14 protein-coding genes are annotated in these 16,278 nt (G+C 57.6%); 10 read left to right on the top strand and 4 right to left on the bottom strand.

Going from position 1 to position 16,278, the window contains the following annotated elements; genetic code table 11:
- The first annotated feature begins 75 nt into the window (after positions 1 to 75).
- Both EU556_RS07260 and EU556_RS07265 read left to right on the top strand, forming a co-directional pair.
- A complete protein-coding gene (locus EU556_RS07260; RefSeq protein ID WP_135432720.1) occupies positions 76 to 1,341 on the top strand; it encodes a BamA/TamA family outer membrane protein in 1,266 nt (421 codons plus the stop codon).
- Positions 1,342 to 1,505: 164 nt separating this feature from the next.
- Positions 1,506 to 2,765 (top strand): glycosyltransferase, encoded by a 1,260-nt coding sequence (locus EU556_RS07265; RefSeq protein WP_135432722.1) that lies wholly within the window; start codon positions 1,506 to 1,508, stop codon positions 2,763 to 2,765.
- A 58-nt stretch (positions 2,766 to 2,823) separates the two neighbouring features.
- Here EU556_RS07265 and EU556_RS07270 read toward each other — a convergent pair whose 3' ends face one another.
- Genes EU556_RS07270 through EU556_RS07280 form a run of 3 tightly spaced genes read right to left on the bottom strand, consistent with a single transcriptional unit; the run spans position 2,824 to position 5,451 of the window.
- Entirely contained in the window at positions 2,824 to 3,459 is a 636-nt protein-coding gene (locus EU556_RS07270; protein WP_135432724.1) for a class I SAM-dependent DNA methyltransferase, read from the bottom strand.
- Between the two features lie 41 nt (positions 3,460 to 3,500).
- The gene (locus tag EU556_RS07275) at positions 3,501 to 4,259 is read right to left on the bottom strand and encodes a PIG-L deacetylase family protein (RefSeq protein ID WP_135432726.1); all 759 of its coding nucleotides are present in this window, start codon (positions 4,257 to 4,259) and stop codon (positions 3,501 to 3,503) included.
- Positions 4,252 to 5,451 carry an acyl-CoA dehydrogenase family protein gene (locus tag EU556_RS07280; protein ID WP_135432728.1) on the bottom strand — a complete coding sequence of 400 codons (1,200 nt, stop codon included), beginning with the start codon at positions 5,449 to 5,451 and terminating at the stop codon, positions 4,252 to 4,254. The genes EU556_RS07275 and EU556_RS07280 overlap by 8 nt, the downstream gene beginning before the upstream one ends.
- A gap of 293 nt (positions 5,452 to 5,744) precedes the next feature.
- On the opposite strand from EU556_RS07280, the gene purH reads away from it, so the two are divergent.
- The 6 genes from purH to rodA all read left to right on the top strand — a co-directional run bounded on the left by purH (position 5,745) and on the right by rodA (position 13,648).
- The gene (gene purH / locus EU556_RS07285) at positions 5,745 to 7,280 is read left to right on the top strand and encodes a bifunctional phosphoribosylaminoimidazolecarboxamide formyltransferase/IMP cyclohydrolase (RefSeq protein WP_135432730.1); all 1,536 of its coding nucleotides are present in this window, start codon (positions 5,745 to 5,747) and stop codon (positions 7,278 to 7,280) included.
- Between the two features lie 342 nt (positions 7,281 to 7,622).
- Positions 7,623 to 8,648 (top strand): rod shape-determining protein, encoded by a 1,026-nt coding sequence (locus EU556_RS07290; protein WP_135432732.1) that lies wholly within the window; start codon positions 7,623 to 7,625, stop codon positions 8,646 to 8,648.
- A 106-nt stretch (positions 8,649 to 8,754) separates the two neighbouring features.
- On the top strand, positions 8,755 to 9,681 hold the full coding sequence (mreC, locus tag EU556_RS07295; protein ID WP_135432734.1) for a rod shape-determining protein MreC: 927 nt from the start codon (positions 8,755 to 8,757) through the stop codon (positions 9,679 to 9,681).
- Positions 9,678 to 10,211, top strand: a complete 534-nt coding sequence (locus tag EU556_RS07300; RefSeq protein WP_135432736.1) for a hypothetical protein — start codon at positions 9,678 to 9,680, stop codon at positions 10,209 to 10,211. The genes mreC and EU556_RS07300 overlap by 4 nt, the downstream gene beginning before the upstream one ends.
- A 217-nt stretch (positions 10,212 to 10,428) precedes the next feature.
- On the top strand, positions 10,429 to 12,267 hold the full coding sequence (gene mrdA, locus EU556_RS07305; protein ID WP_135432738.1) for a penicillin-binding protein 2: 1,839 nt from the start codon (positions 10,429 to 10,431) through the stop codon (positions 12,265 to 12,267).
- 85 nt (positions 12,268 to 12,352) lie between these two features.
- Complete coding sequence (gene rodA, locus EU556_RS07310; RefSeq protein WP_135432740.1) at positions 12,353 to 13,648, top strand: rod shape-determining protein RodA; 1,296 nt, start codon at positions 12,353 to 12,355, stop codon at positions 13,646 to 13,648.
- A gap of 149 nt (positions 13,649 to 13,797) precedes the next feature.
- Here the strand turns inward: rodA and EU556_RS07315 are convergent, their stop codons facing one another.
- Positions 13,798 to 14,958, bottom strand: a complete 1,161-nt coding sequence (locus tag EU556_RS07315) for a hypothetical protein (RefSeq protein ID WP_135432742.1) — start codon at positions 14,956 to 14,958, stop codon at positions 13,798 to 13,800.
- Between the two features lie 34 nt (positions 14,959 to 14,992).
- On the opposite strand from EU556_RS07315, the gene EU556_RS07320 reads away from it, so the two are divergent.
- The gene (locus EU556_RS07320; protein ID WP_135432744.1) at positions 14,993 to 15,325 is read left to right on the top strand and encodes a 2Fe-2S iron-sulfur cluster-binding protein; all 333 of its coding nucleotides are present in this window, start codon (positions 14,993 to 14,995) and stop codon (positions 15,323 to 15,325) included.
- 221 nt (positions 15,326 to 15,546) lie between these two features.
- Entirely contained in the window at positions 15,547 to 16,170 is a 624-nt protein-coding gene (locus EU556_RS07325; protein WP_135432746.1) for a thymidine kinase, read from the top strand.
- Positions 16,171 to 16,278 lie beyond the last annotated feature (108 nt).

A 16,278-nucleotide genomic window follows, 5' to 3' on the forward strand; every position in this document is an offset into this window, starting at 1 on the left:
CTGGGCTCCAGCTTGATTAGCTGCAACCCATGGGCCTAGGCCTATCCCCTTCACTTCTTCCTAAGCCATCCACGTATGCGCTTTCTGTACTCGCTGTTAGCGCTAAGCACGCTGGCCGCCCCCGCTGCTCTGGCGCAGTCGGCCCCTGCTACTCCCGATTCTACCACGCTGTGGGCATCATCGGTAACTCCTGCTTCTACTGAAGCCTCTGCTGAGGGCGCCCCTGTGGGGCTAAACCGGGCTCTAACACCCGCTCCCATCAAACTCACGCCCTCCGACCCCAATAAGCCCAGCTTTATTCCGGTACCTATTGCTTTCTATCAGCAAGAGACTGGGTTTGCAGGTGGCCTAGCCATTTTGCCGGTGTGGCGCTTTGGGCAAGATACCACGGTGCGCAAATCAAACGCCCGTTTGATTGCCTGGATTTCGCAAAAGAAGCAAACCACGGTGCAGCTCACACACACCATTTTTACGCCCGAAGAAAAATTCTTCTTCTCAGGTGAGTTGAGCTATTACGACCTCGTATTCAACTATTACGGCATCGGGAACAATACCCGCAAGAGCGACGAAACGCAGATCAAATACCCATTGTGGGTGTTTGATGAAAAGGTGCTGACGAAAGTAGTTCCTAACTTGTTCGTGGGGGTCCGCTACCGGCTCACCGACTTGGGTAATGTAGAGCTAAAGGACCCGCAAGACCCGGTTAACAACCCGGCCACCCAATACTACAACATTCCGGCCTCTCAGCGAGCCGGTTACCGCACTTCGGGTATCGGTCCGGCCATACTATACGATGGCCGCGACAACGTACTGGCAACCTACACGGGTAACTTCGTAGATGCGCACATTCTGTTCAATGGCGGGGCCCTCGGTAGCGACTATAAGTTCACGCGCTACATGGTAGACGCTCGCCATTTCAATCCGCTGTTCGGAACCAACAATACCATTTTGGCCCTGCAATTTCTAGGGCAGTACCATACTGGCAGTGTTCCGTTCCGGGAGCTGGGTGGCATGGGCGCTACGCTGGGTGGCTCCCTATACAACAACGCATATCTGATGCGCGGCATTTACGAGGCTCGTTTCCGTGACCGTCAGTTTACTACTGCGCAGGCTGAAATTCGACAGAAGCTGTTTTGGCGTTTTGATGGGGTAGTATTTGGCGCCGTAGGCCAGGTAGCACCTCGCCTGGGCGACTACACCTTTGAGGATACCAAGTTTGCGGGTGGGGTAGGTGCCCGCTTCCGCTTTAATCGCCGCGACCGACTCAATATTCGCCTGGATTATGGCGTGGGCTCCGGCGGCAACTCCGGTATCATCTTCGCCGTGGGCGAAGCCTTTTAACCTAATCAATCTTACGCAAAACAGGCCTTTCCACACGGGAAGGCCTGTTTTGTGTTTAGGCCTACCGCAAACGTGGCATGTGGGTTCAGAGGAGCTTTAAGTCCTGATAAATTGCCCAAAAAACTGAACAGTATTTATACTGTTCAGCTACGTAAAAGGGGGCTATGAGCTCCTTACTCCCCTCTCGATTCCATGCGGTGCAGGAAGCATCGGCGGGTCCGGCCTTGGTTGCTAATGTGCGGGTGCCTAGGCCACCGGCCACTAGCCTGCGTATGGTGGTTATTATTCCGGCCAAGAATGAGGCTGAGAACTTACCGGCCACTTTGGCTGCCTTGGTCAACCAAACTACCTTGGCTGGGCAACCGCTCAACCCCGCGGAATACGAAATACTGGTGCTGGCCAATAACTGCCAAGACCAAACGGCCACGGTAGCCCGAGCGTTTGCTGCGTGCCATCCGACGGTGGCAATACACGTGCTGGAGGTAGAGTTGTCACGGTCAGAAGCGCACATTGGTAAGGCTCGTCGCCTGCTCATGGACGAGGCCTGCCGCCGGCTGGAGCTAGTGAATAATGCTGACAGCTTTATTGCCAGCACCGATGCCGATACGCTGGTTTCACCTACTTGGCTAGCTGCTACACAAGCGGCCCTAGCGCGCGGGGCCGATGCCGTAGGCGGGCGAATTCTGATGCGGACACCAGCGTACCCGGCTACTGGCTCCGTCAGGCGCTATCAGCTGCAGGACGCCACTTACCAACTATTGCGGGCCCGGTTAGAAACGGTGCTCGACCCGACTGATTCAGACCCGTGGCCCCGGCATCATCAGCACTTTGGGGCCAGCTTGGCCCTTACTCCAGCTGCCTACCGCCGTGTGGGGGGGCTGCCGGAAGTACCCTATCTGGAAGATGAAGCGCTGTACCAAGCCCTGTTACGCCACGACTTACAGCTCCGCCACTGCCCGCAAGTGCGCGTATACACCTCCGACCGGCAGGTGGGCCGGGTAGCGGTAGGCCTCTCCTGGCAACTGCGACAGTGGGCTCAGCTGGAACAATCGCAGCAGGCACCGTTAGTAGAAAGCCCGGCCCGGTTAGCGGTAGAGTGGAAAGCTCGTTGCGCCTTGCGCGCGCTGTGGCAAGGCAAGCCTGCCCGTACCGTAGCCGAAACCCTGCCAGCCCTGGCAACTGCACTAGGCCTCCCTCTCAAGACCCTCACGAAACAGCTGCATGGTTGCGGAACCTTTGGGCAGTTGTGGAGCTGGGTGCGCGCGTACTGGGCCAAGCACGGCCGCTGGGAAGCTCAGTGGCCCCCCGTTGCCCTTCAGGATGCTATTGCCCATCTGCGCCGCGAGTTGGTAATCCACGATCTGCCAAAGAAGCACAACGCAAGCCATGAAGCCCCGCTTGACTGGCCTAGGGCTAGGGCTTAACCTCAAAAGTGCCGCCTAGCCTCAGTGATGTAGAAGTGCCATGCTAAGAGGCAAAGCCTTAATCCTGCACAGAATCAGGTAATTGGTGCTCGAACAAGTCGAGGCGGTAGGTTTTGTGACGCTCATTTTTCAGGTGACGCAATGGACCACCAGGAGCAGCAAGCTCTAAGAAAAACTCGTGCACATCGTCGCCGGTGAGGGGGTAATCGTGCACGGGTGGGGTCCAGTGAACAAGTAGCAGGTGCCCTCCTGGGCGTAGGGTATCCGTTATCTGCTGGCTGGCGCGCCGCAGGTCGGCAGGGCTCCAATAATATCCTACTTCCGAGACCAGTATTAGGTCGAATGAGCTGTTTAGGGGGTACTCTTCGGGCAACCGAAGCTGCTGGAATTCCACCTGGGGCAAATGAGCGCAACGCTGCCGGGCTTTATCAAGGGCTGCTTGGGCTACATCAACGGCTAGCAAGTGTCCACAGCGGGTAGCTAGCTGCTGGGTAAGAACGCCTAGTGAGCAGCCAATTTCAAATGCTTGCGCATACTGCGTGCGGGGCAAGGCTGCCAGCGTGGTGGCGTATTTCTGCTGCTCGTAGGGGCTGGTTTCGAAGCCCCACGGATCGGCATTAGCCTTATATACCGCATCGAAGTAATCGGGCGGCAATGTATGAGGCTGATTGGGGTTAGGGCGAATATCAGACATACTTAAATAGAGTAAACCCGCTCACTGGATTTGGGCAGAACTTAGGACGTCAGATGAAAGAATACTTCCACTGGCCTAGCGAAGTGCGCCAGCATAGAAGGCGCCAGGGTAAAGCCGGTGGGGTCGTCGTCGATGGGGCCGCCGGTGAGTTGAGAGCGGTGCGCGGCAATGGCCTGCTGCTTAAGACTAAGCACCGAGCTGATGTCGAGCTGAAACCCATGGGCCTCGGTTGGCTGGGGCAGGTCGGTGGGGGCTGCTCGCTCCCAGGCCCACACCACGTACTCTAGCAAGCGGGGCGGACTTGGCAGCCCGGCTAAGGCTGCCTGCACTAGCAGGCTGGTGGCTCGATGGTCGGGGTGAGGGTCTCGGCGCCACGGCACTACCACCGTCTGGGGCTGGGTAGCAGAAAGAAAATTCTGCAGCTGGCTAACCGCAGTGGCACCCATTGGGGCGTCGGGGCCGGGTACGGCACCATCGGGTAAGCCTAGAGTAAGCAAATCTTGGTCCGATAGGCCTAGCAGGCCTAGCGCTTCCCGAAGCTCCTGCTCACGTAGGGCTTGACGCGCTGGGGCCGGATACTTTTCAGAATGCGGGTGCGACATGGTACCGTCGCTGACTAGAACGCACCAAGCGGGTAGCCCCACCCGTCGCAACAAAGCCAGCAGCCCGCCACAGCCCAACGACTCATCATCGGGATGGGGGGCTACCACCACCGTTGGTCCGAATGATTGCACGTATTCGGCAGGGAAGAGGGGGAGGCTCTCAAACAGTTGCGGTGCGGAAACCAAGGAATCAGTCATGCCACAAGCGGTAAGCCGGACGGTTGTTTTCCAGTACAAAACGCCCCGCATCAGCTTGGGCGGCATCGGGGGCGGGTTGGCGCAGGTAGTGAATAAGGTCGCGGTGCAGGCGCTCGAATGGTTCGGGGCGCAGCAGGCCGCGGGCCCCTACGCAACGCTCGGCCAAGGGCAGCACTCGCAGGCAAATCTCTTCAATTGCGGTGCGCACCATGTTGGCGTGCGCTACCACTGATTCGGCCGTGGCAGTGGCCCGGGCTTCGTATTCCGCTGCTGCTCGCACCCAGTGGTTCCCGCTTTCTACCAGCAGGGCCATTTCACCCAAGCGCTGCCGCTGGTAAGGGTCGTCGGTGCGACCCAGGTTGCGCAAAAAGCGACGGGTCTCATCGAAGATGGCCTCGGCACCGCCTAGCTGTACCGCGGCAAAACGCGTGGCTCCCCCGCTAAACCACGGCTGTCGGTAATAGTCGCCGGGGTGGCCTAGCAACTCCTCCGCCGTAATCTCTAGGCCAGTAAAGTCAACCCGAAAGCTGGCCGTGGCCCGCATGCCTAGGGGCCGCCAGAACGAAGTGTTAAGGGCTGGCTGCTGCTCGTCGGCGGGTAAAATCAGCATCTGCCAACCGCCATCGGGCAGTTCGGCCGTGAGCAGCGGCCTCGTAACATGCCCCGCCCCCGAGCCAAACGTTTTACTGCCCCGCAGCCGGTAGCGGCCGTCGGGTAGGGGCTCTAGTTTCACGCCGTCATGTGCCTCCGTATTCCAAACCCCAAACAGATGCCCAGCGTGCGCCGCCGCTGCCCACGCCGCAATCTGCTCTGGTCGGCCGAAGCGTTGCAGCAGGAGCAAGGCATTTACGTGCCCCTCATAGACCCGGCCCACGGCCAGATTGCCCCGCCCAATGTGCTGCAGGGTCTGGAGCAGAGGCAGGGCCTGAGAAGGGTGGCCTAGGCCACTGCCGCCAAGCGCCGGAGGCAAGGCGGCGACCAGTAAGCCGACTTCGCGTATCCACGTAAATTCTTCGGCAGGGAAGCCTCCTTCCTGATCAGACTGGGCCGCTTGAGCAAATAGGCGTGGAGCCAGGGCCACTGCCGCCTCTACTACACGCTCAGCGGAGACGGATAGTGCCTCGGAAGATAAAGAAACTACTGCCTGCGGGCGCAGGGCAATAGAAGGGGTACTGGTTAATGTCTTAGACATAACGGACAACAATTCAAGCATCAAGCAACGGTAGGCCTAGCAGCACAACTGAGATACGCGGCCCACATATACAGAGGAGCTACATCACCTATACGGGAAGGAGTAAAACTGGACCGTAAGAAAATTTGGTGCTGCCCACTACCCATAAAATCGCGTCTCACGAGACGCTAGGCCACTAAAATTGGCATCTAAGCGGATAGGACGTAACAATTCGGTAACATAGCTGGGTGGCAGCACGCCGCAGGGGTGCCTACCTTCGCGGCGCATTTCGCCTTCACTCAAGCTTCTTTGCCATGCCTTCGCAGCCCATTCGCTCCGCTCTTGTTTCTGTCTATTACAAAGACCGCCTAGAGCCATTAGTAGCTCTGCTTAAGCAGCACGGCGTGACGATATATTCTACCGGAGGTACTCAGCAGTTTATTGAAGAGCAGGGGGCACCGGTAACGGCCGTAGAAAGCCTGACGGGCTTTCCGGCGGTATTTGGTGGCCGCGTAAAAACTCTGCACCCCACCGTGTTTGGGGGCATTTTGCACCGCCGCCACGAGGCCAGCGACTTGGCCGAGGCCGAGCAGCACCAGATTCCGCCCATCGACCTAGTGGTGGTGGACCTTTATCCGTTTGAAGAAACGGTAGCCTCTGGCGCCCCCGAGCAGGACGTTATCGAGAAGATTGACATTGGGGGCATCTCCCTGCTGCGGGCTGCTGCTAAAAACTTCCGCGACGTGCTGGTAGTAAGCAGCCGCGACCAGTATGCCGCCGTAACGGAGCTGCTGACGGCTAAAAATTGCGCCACTGACCTGGAAGACCGGCGCCACTACGCCGCCGCTGCCTTCGAGGCCACTTCGCACTACGACACCCAGATTTTCCGCTATATGGCCCAGGGAACGGAGCTAAGCGGCGGGGCACTGAAAATAAGCGAGAAGCCTGCCACCCCGCTGCGGTACGGCGAGAACCCCCACCAAGCAGGTACCTTCTACGGCGACCTGTCGGCTCTTTTCGACCAGCTTCACGGCAAGCAGCTTAGCTACAACAACCTGGTTGATGTGGACGCGGCCGTGCTGCTGATGCAGGAATTTGCCGAGGGGCCTGCCGCCTGCGCCATCCTGAAGCACACCAACGCCTGTGGGGTAGCGCAGGCCGCAACGCTGCAAGAGGCCTACCTGAACGCCCTGGCCTGCGACCCAATTTCGGCTTTCGGGGGAGTAATCATTGTAAACCAGCCGGTTGATGCTGCCACGGCCGAGGAGCTGAATAAGCTGTTCTTTGAGGTGCTGATTGCACCCGAGTTTGCCGCCGATGCGCTGCCTATTCTACAGAGCAAGAAAAACCGCATTCTGCTCCGGCAGAAGCCCGTTACTTTCCCGGCTAAGCAAGTAAAAACCTTGCTCAACGGACTAATTGAGCAAGATTTCGACCGCGTAATTGAGGGTGCTCAGGAATTCCGCACCGTTACTGAGTCGGCCCCCACGGCGGAGGAAGTAGAGGCCCTGGAGTTTGCCATTAAAGTGTGCAAACACACCAAGAGCAACACTATTGTGCTGGCCAAGGCCGGGCAGCTGCTGGCCTCGGGCGTTGGGCAAACCTCCCGCGTGGATGCGCTCAAGCAGGCCATTGAGAAGGCCCGCGCCTTCGGCTTCGACCTGAAGGGTGCCGTAATGGCTTCCGATGCCTTCTTCCCCTTCCCCGACTGCGTGGAAATTGCGGGCGAGGCTGGTATCCGGGCCGTGGTGCAGCCTGGGGGCTCCATTAAAGATGCCGACAGCATTGCCGCCTGCAACCGGCTGGGCATGGCTATGGTCATGACTGGCGTGCGTCACTTCAAGCACTAAAAAATCTGGAGTACATATGGGCTAGGCCAGTTCACCCTTCGGTCTAGTTAACATTCTGATTTTAAAGCAGCCCCCGCCATCAACCTACATGGCGGGGGCTGCTGTATTCAGCCAAGCTGAACAAGCGAAAGCACGTGTTATCTTGTCGGCCTCACAATGAAATGCCGTTCCGGTCGTTGGGAGCTGCACATTATTTGGCCCCTGGTTTAGCCAGAGATGGTCTGGCCGGGTTTCGGGCTCACAATGCTGAGCCGACATGCCGGGCTTCGCTGAAACTTGCTTACTTTTGCCCCACTTTTGACGGGCGCAACCAGCCTGTTCTCATTCACTTGCCGTTACTCGATGGGTTTCTTCAATTTTCTGACCAGCGACATTGCCATAGACCTGGGCACGGCCAACACGCTCATCATTCACAACGATAAAATTGTGGTGGATGAGCCGAGCATTATCGCGAAAGACCGTACTACCAATAAGGTAATTGCCGTGGGCCGGCAAGCGCAGCAAATGCATGAAAAGACCCACGACAACATCAAAACCATCCGCCCGCTGAAGGACGGGGTTATTGCTGATTTCCACGCCGCCGAGGAAATGATCAAGGGCATGATCAAGATGATTGACACACGCACGCGGCTGTTTCAGCCCTCGCACCGCATGGTCATCTGCATTCCCTCGGGCATTACGGAAGTAGAAAAGCGCGCCGTACGCGACTCCGCGGAGCACGCCGGAGCCAAGGAGGTTTGGATGATTCAGGAACCCATGGCGGCAGCTATCGGCATCGGCATTGATGTGGAGCAGCCGGTGGGCTCCATGATTATCGACATCGGGGGCGGAACCACCGAAATTGCCGTAATCGCCCTGTCGGGTATCGTCTGCGACCAGTCGATTAAAACAGCTGGTGACGTATTTAACCAGGATATTCTCGACTACATGCGCCGTCAGCACAACCTGCTGATTGGGGAGCGTAGCGCCGAGCGTATTAAGATTGAAGTGGGGGCTGCCCTCACGGAGCTAGAAATAACCCCGCCCGACTTTGAAGTACGTGGACGCGACCTGATGACCGGCATTCCGAAAGTTATCAAGGTGACCTCGGCAGAAATTGCCATTGCCCTGGATAAGTCGGTAGCCAAAATTGAGGAAGCTGTACTAAAGGCTCTGGAAATCAGCCCACCTGAGCTGTCGGCTGATATTTACGAAAACGGCATCCACCTGACCGGCGGTGGCGCTCTGCTGCGTGGCCTAGACAAGCGCTTGGCCGTGAAAACCAAGCTGCCCATTCACATTGCCGAAGACCCCTTGCGGGCGGTAGTGCGCGGCACGGGTGCTGCTATCAAAAACATCCTCGGCTTCCGCGGAGTACTGCTGACCTAATACTATTTGTTGAAGCCAGAAGTGAGGAGCCAGGAGGTAGAATGACAAACAGTTGCATTCTGGCTCCTCGCTCCTCACTTCTGGCTTCTGACTCCTCGCTTCTTCCATGGGTAACCTGTTCGCCTTTCTGTTTCGCTACCGGGGTATCCTCGTGTTTGCGCTGCTGGAAGTGCTGAGCTTGTTTCTGCTGATTCGTAATAGCTCCTATCAGCGAGCTGCCTTTTTCAACTCCGCGAATAGCTACGTAGGCCAGGTGCTGGATCTGCGCACGCGCATCTACGACTACTTCCGGCTGGTAGAAGTAAATCATGAGTTGGTAAAGGAAAACGCCCTGCTGCGCCAGCAACTATACCGCCCCGACTTAAGTGGGCGCGAAGCTGGCACGTTGCCCGTGAAGCAGGATAGCCTTACGCAAGCCCGCTTAGCTCGCCTAGGCCACCCCGACTCGTTGCTGCTAGGCCTCCGCGCGCTCCCCACCCGCGACCCAGATTATCCCCTAATCCCGGCCCGGGTAGTAAGCAGCACCCAGCGGCGGGTAGATAACTTTATGACGCTGAACGTAGGCGCTGTAGACGGGGTACGGCCGGGAATGGGCGTGGTGGCTGCGGCTGGCGTGGTAGGCCGGGTACTGGTTACCAGTGAGCATTATGCCACCATTACGTCGGTCCTGCATTCTAAAACGGCTATTTCGTCCCGTATTCAGCGCGATAGTACCATTGGCACCATCCGGTGGCTGGGTGAAGACCCCGCTTATGTGCTGCTCGATAACATTCCGCGGCAGAATAAATTGGTGCGTGGCGATACGGTAGTGACGTCAGGCTACAATGCCGTTTTCCCGGAGGGGATTATGGTGGGCACAATTGAGTCGTTCGTGCGGGAGCCAGATAAAAACTTCTGGACGATTAAGGTGCGGCTGGCCGTGAATTTCTCTAAGCTGGTTTACGTGTACGTGGTAAGCAGCCGCCCCAAAATTGAGCGCGATACCCTAGAGGCCCACGCTGGCGTGAAACCCGAAACCGACGATCAGCCATGAGCGGAGTAGGAACCATTCTGGTGCAAGTGTTGCGGTTTGCGCTCTACGTAGGCCTGTATGTGCTGCTGATCAGTGGCCCCGATTTTGTGCTCTTCGATCTGGGGTGGTGCTTTTTCTATTTAGGGTTCCTGCTGTTTCTGCCCATCAGCACACCTATTGTGTTGCAACTAGTGCTGGGGTTTGTGTTGGGCTATACCATGGACGTGTTTTTTGACTCGGGCGGCGTGCACGCGGCCGCGGCTGTGCTAGTGGCCTATCTTCGGCCCTGGGTGCTACGCCTGCTTACCCCCCGCGACGGCTACGACGCCCAAGATTCCGTGAATATCCATCAGATGGGGGGGCAGTGGGTTATTGTGTACCTGTTGCTGCTGGTAGCTATCCACCATGCCGCTTTTTTCCTGCTGGAGCTCGGAAGCTTTCAGGTGCTAGGCCTCACCCTGGTTAAAATTCTGGTGAGCACGCTGTATACCAGCTTGGTTTTCATGATCATCCAGCTGGTATTCTTTCCTACGCGCCGCCGAACCCGGTAGGCATGGGAACTCAGAGGCTGCCAGAATGCCTTTCATAAGCTCCGCCGTACGGAGTTGTGCGGTCAGGCGAGTGTCAAGCTTACCTTGGCTTACTGCTGTGGGTTGGTGGGGGTGGCTGCTCTTTCTAAGGGGATAGACTAGTAGAGGCGGGCATTCGTTGTACCTTTGCAAATCCGGCCGCCGGGCCGTAAGTGCTTACTTCTCAGAATCCACCGCTTTGCAATACCTCGAAGGCCGCAAATACGTGGTCCACGCCATTTTTCTGGCCGTGGCGCTGCTTTTCGCGTCACGCCTTTTCTACATTCAGGTGCTGGACGGCAGCTATAAGCTTGCCGCCGACCGCAATACCTTACAGCGCATTGTGCAGGCGCCGTACCGGGGCTTAATTTATGACCGCAAGGACCAGATTCTGGTACAAAACACGCCCGTGTATGACCTGATGATGGTGCCGCGGGAGGTGAAAAAGCTCGATACCGTGCGTTTTTGCCAGCTGCTGCAACTACCCGTTGAGGAAGTGCGGGAGAGCATGAAGGCGGCCCGCGCGTACAGCCGCGTGAAGGCTTCGCCGTTGGTGCAGAACCTGAGCGCCGCCGAACTAGCCGCCATTCAAGACAACCTGATCGACTTTCCGGGCTTCAGCATCAAGGCCCGGATGGCACGCTCCTACAACACCAAAACCATGGCCCACGCCCTGGGCTACGTGGGAGCTATTACGCCTGCTTTCCTAGAAAAGCCTAAGTATTCAAAATATATGGCCGGCGAGTTTCTCGGAATTACTGGCCTAGAGTCGTTCTACGAGACCCAGCTCATGGGGCGGCGGGGCGTGCAGTACCGCATGGTAAATGTGCGCGGCATTGAGAAAGGTGCGTTCCGGGGCGGCGAGTTTGATACACTGTCCATTGCCGGCCAAGACCTGCACCTGAGCATCGACTCTGACCTGCAGGCCTACGCTGAGCAGCTGATGGCCGGTAAGCGCGGCTCGGTGGTAGCGCTTGACCCTAAAACGGGCGAAATATTGGCCTTCGTATCGGCGCCGATGTTTGACCCGGCTACACTTTCCGGCAAGGGGATGGGGAACCGCTACATGGAGCTGCTCAACAACCCCGAGCGCCCTCTGTTCAACCGCCCCCTGATGGCCACTTATCCTCCAGGCTCTACCTTCAAGTTGGTCAATGAGCTGGTGGCCCTGCAAATGGGAGTGGTAACGCCTCAAACCGGGTTTGCGTGTAACTGGAAGCTAGTGCGCTGCACCCACCGCCACGAGCACCCGAGCAACGTAGGTATTGCCATCAAAAACAGCTGCAACCCCTATTTCTACCAAGTAATGCGGGCGGCCGTGCTGCGCGGACGCTCAGCCAATAAGTTTGAGGATGCCCGGCTAGGCCTGGGCGAGTGGCGCCGTAAGGTGATGCAGTTTGGCTTAGGCGAAAAGCTGGGCGTCGACCTGTCGCAGGAAAAGAAGGGCCTGATTCCTTCGCCTGATTTCTACGACAAGCGCAACGGATACCACCGCTGGAGTTACCGCACCGTGTACTCGCTTAGCATTGGTCAGGGCGAAATTGGTATTACGGGTCTCCAGATGGCCAACATTATGGCCACCATCGCCAACCGGGGCTGGTACTACACGCCGCACTTTGTGAAAGGCATTGGGCAGGGCGGGCCGCTACCCCAATACACTGTGCGGCACACCGTCGGCGTCGACCCCATTCACTTCGACGAGATAATCCCGGGTATGCAGGGCGTAGTAGATGGGCGCGGTGGTACGGGTAGCAATGCCAGCCTCTTGGACGTGGGAATATCAGTGGCCGGGAAAACTGGTACCGTGCAAAACCCCCACGGCGACGACCACGCTACCTTCGCCGCTTTTGCCCCCGCCGAGGACCCCAAGATTGCCATTGCTGTGTTTATCGAAAATGCGGGGTTCGGGGGTAGCTCAGCAGCGCCCTTGGCCGCCCTGGTCATGGAAAAGTATCTGCGCGGTAACGTAGCCCCCTGGCGTAAGCGCTGGGAAAACTGGCTGCCAGGGCCAGCCGAACGATTTGTTAGACACCACTAATTCTGGTAAGCAGGCGAAGGTAGACTTCTGACCCCTGGCCTAACCGCCAAGCCAGAGGTAGTGTCTCGCCCTGAATAATACCCATATGCCCACTTCTCCGGCCAGATATTCGCGTAGCATTGATTGGGTGACGGTTCTGCTCTACCTGCTGATGGTGGGCGTTGGCTGGCTGAGCGTGTATGCCGCCAGCTACTCCCCCGATGCACCGGCCAACCCGTTCAGTCACTTGAGCTTTCAGGAACTCATGGCTTTCAACTGGTTCAAGCAGATTCTGTGGATTGGGACGGCGGTGGTGCTCATTGTGGTACTACTCGTAATCGACTATAAAGCCTACGACACCTTCGCGTTTGTGCTTTACGGGGCCATGATTCTGCTGCTAATCGTTACGCCCTTCATTGCTAGGCCTATTGCGGGCTCCCGCTCTTGGCTGGAACTGGGCCCGGTGCGCCTGCAGCCCGCCGAGTTTGCCAAGTTTATTACGGCCCTGGCCGTATCGCGCTATATGGCAGGCATCAACCTGCGCCAGCAAAACTTCCGCGACCAGCTGGTGCTGGCTGGGCTTACTTTGCTACCACCACTGCTCATCATTGCGGCCAACGAGACGGGCCAGGCCTTGGTGTTTGGAGCTTTCCTGCTGGCGTACTTTCGGGAGGGGATGTCGCCGCTTATCCTGTTGATTTTAGCTGCGGCCGGCGCGGTACTTATTCTCTCTTTGCTGGTGCCCAAGCTGTGGCTGGTAGGCTCATTTACCGTTTTGCTGGGGCTGGTATTTGCTTTTAACCCCCGAGTATTCCGGCATCATCTGGTGTTGGCGCTGTCAGTGTGGGCAGTAGTAGTTGGGATGGTGTTTGGGGTAGACTTTTTCTTCAACAACGTGCTGCAGGCGCACCAGCGCAAGCGGATCGAAGTTCTCATTAACCCCTCCGCCGACCCCCTGGGCGTGGGCTGGAACGTGACGCAGTCCAAGATTGCTATTGGTTCGGGTGGGTTCGCGGGCAAGGGCTTTCTACAAGGAACTCAAACCAAGTTCGACTTCGTGCCCGAGCAAAGCACCGACTTTATCTTCTGCACGGTAGGGGAGGAGTGGGGCTGGGTTGGGACCATGGTGGTCATCATCCTGTTCATGACCTTGCTCGGGCGAATCCTGTATGTGGCGGAGCGCCAGAAATCAGTTTTTGGGCGCACGTACGGATACTGCGTGGCCAGTATTATCTTTTTCCACTTCTGCGTCAACATCGGGATGACGATAGGCCTAGCGCCCGTGGTGGGTATTCCACTGCCCTTTTTCAGCTACGGAGGCTCCTCGCTGTGGTCGTTTACCACGTTGCTGTTTATTCTCCTAGCTATTGATGCCTACCGCAAGCAGGATCTGGAACGCTAACAAGCCAACGAACTTAGCCTCCTAGGCCTATCAGCATAGTAAATCTTCAAACTGATAGGCCTAGGCTACCACACAAAAGGCCCCTGGTGTGCACTACTAAACCGGTGCACATCAGGGGCCTTTTGTGTAGCAGCAGATTACGCGCTGACTTAGGCGAACTTACGGTCAATAAGCTTCAGAAGCTTATTCACGTGCTCTTCCTTGCGCGACCAGTTGTACTGCGCCGACAAGTTTTCCGTCACATAGCGCTTAGCTGATTCTGCGTTAGGCAGGGTATCCAGGTACTGAATAACGGAGTGGTACTCCATATTCTCCCCATTGAAAAGCTCATTGATGAAGCTAAACCGCTGGTTGATAGAAATAGCCTCCCGCAACGATTCCACTTTGGGGGCTTTTTCGGCCAGCGTAGCCGCGGCGGGGCGCTCTTGGCGCAGGGTTTCGCTGAGGGAAGGAGCAGCGGGCTGCTCGGCTTTTAATTTGGCATAGAGCGGCACGCCAGTAGCTGGCGTTTCTGGTGCTGTCGCATTATTGCCCTCTGTTGCTGGAGGCGATGCGGCTGGGACTTTTGGCTCTGAGGCAGGCGGTGGGGGGGCTACCGCCACGGGCGCAGGAGCATCAACAGAGGCGGTCTTCTCAGGGGCAGCTGCTGCTGGCTGGGCTGTGGTTGGGCTGGGTGCTGCCTCTTCAAATAAGTCAGCCTCCGTGAGCGGTAGCAACGCATTAAACTCCTGCACAAGACTAGCCAGCGGGTGCTGATCCTGCCCGTTCGACTTAACGTAGAGGCGGAAACGGCTCAGTAAATAGTCCCGCTCCTGCACTTCCTCGGCCGGAAGGGTGTCGAGAAAGCCCGCAAAGAGGGGTTTGTTTATATCCAGGTAGCGCAGCGTATCGCGCAGCTTCTCCGGGGAGGTGTTTGCTTGTTCTCCGAGTAGTTTCTGCCCGAAGGTTTCGGCAGGGTCGATGCCGCCCAGGAGCGTGTCGCAGATAGCCTGGGCCAGCAAGGGTTCGAACACGGGCCGGCTTAGCTTGATGCGGCGCGACAGTACGTTCATGAATTGCGTGAGGGCCTGGCGTACTTCCGCGTCCTCAAAATCAAAGTACGGGCTGCGCAGGTTGCCCATTTCCGCCATCCACTGGCCTAGCAGTTGCTGCACCACAAACAGGTTTACCTGCCGGATGGGTGTAAAGCGCAGTACGGCCGGACCATCGAGCGTGGCCGTGGGGCGGGCCCCGAAGTGCTGGTCGCAGAGCAAAGCGGCCAATAGCCGCCCGTAATGTTCGCGCTTGGCGAGGCTATATTTGTTGTTCATTGAAAGCCTGATTCAACGGGCAATTTAGGGAAAGATGCCCACTCTAACGGTTCAAAATCTGCCTGCGGCTCCGGTTTCGGTGCCGCCCGGCGCCACGCTGCTGGCCGCGCTGCAAGCCGCCGGCCACGACTGGATGCATGCCTGTGGCGCCAAGGGGCGCTGCACTACCTGCCGGCTGCACGTATTACACGGAGCCGACCTCCTAACGCCGCATTCCGACGCCGAGTTACGCTACCGGGCGCTGGGCCGCCTGTTGCCCACCGAGCGGCTTACCTGCCAAACGCGGCTACCTGCCGGCGACGTGATAGGTCGGGTGCCCGAGCCCGTGCAGTTCCCGCACGTGACCTACCTCAACGACCAACCGTAAGGGCTTGGTACTAGCGGCCCGGGTAAAAGTAACTAGGCCACAAGGGGGCGCCGTATCCGATTGATAGCAAACGGTTTGGTGTAGACCATAGCTGACTAGGCCGCTGGAGGCTCGCGGAAAATGGCCGCCTTGGCTTTGAGGCTAGCGGCCGAAAGCTGTACTTTAGAGGTTCCCAAGGTTGTCAGGATCCTGACCCTTGCCCACTGCTAACTGACAAGTTTGTGTTTATAGAACCCCGCGTTGGTACGGGTCCGGGCGTAGCTCGCCGGGGCTGGATTGAGGTTGTGTGCGGCTCCATGTTTTCGGGTAAAACGGAGGAGCTGATTCGGCGGCTAAATCGTGCTAAAATTGCCCGGCAGCGGGTTGAAATTTTCAAGCCCGCCCTCGATACCCGTTACCACGTGGAGGATGTGGTGTCGCACAATGCCAACAGCATCCGCTCCACGCCCGTGCCCATTGCGCAGGAAATGCTCCTGCTGGCCGGGGGCTGCGACGTAGTAGGCATCGACGAAGCTCAGTTCTTTGATGAGTCCTTGGTGGAGGTGTGCGTGCAGCTGGCCAACCAAGGCACTCGTGTAATTGTGGCCGGCCTTGACATGGACTTTCTGGGTAAGCCATTCGGGCCCATGCCCGCACTAATGGCCGTAGCGGAATTCGTGACGAAAGTACACGCCATTTGCGTGTGCTGCGGAGAAATTGCTTCCTACTCCTTTCGCGTTGCTGCTTCGGAAGACAAGATCTTGCTGGGAGAAACGGATGCGTATGAGGCCCGCTGCCGCTACTGCTTTCAGGAAGGAATGAAGGAGAAAACCGCAGAGCCCGTTAGCAAAGCGGCCGTGCGCTAGGCCAGTGCTGAGGTAGCCTTGCAGCTCCTAACGACCAGCGTGGCCTACTATACCTCAGTGCGAGCTACTGCACTAAAGCCTAGCGCTCCTCGTTACTTTGCCGGTTCC

Source organism: Hymenobacter fodinae, assembly GCF_004745825.1.
Lineage (GTDB): Bacteria > Bacteroidota > Bacteroidia > Cytophagales > Hymenobacteraceae > Hymenobacter > Hymenobacter fodinae.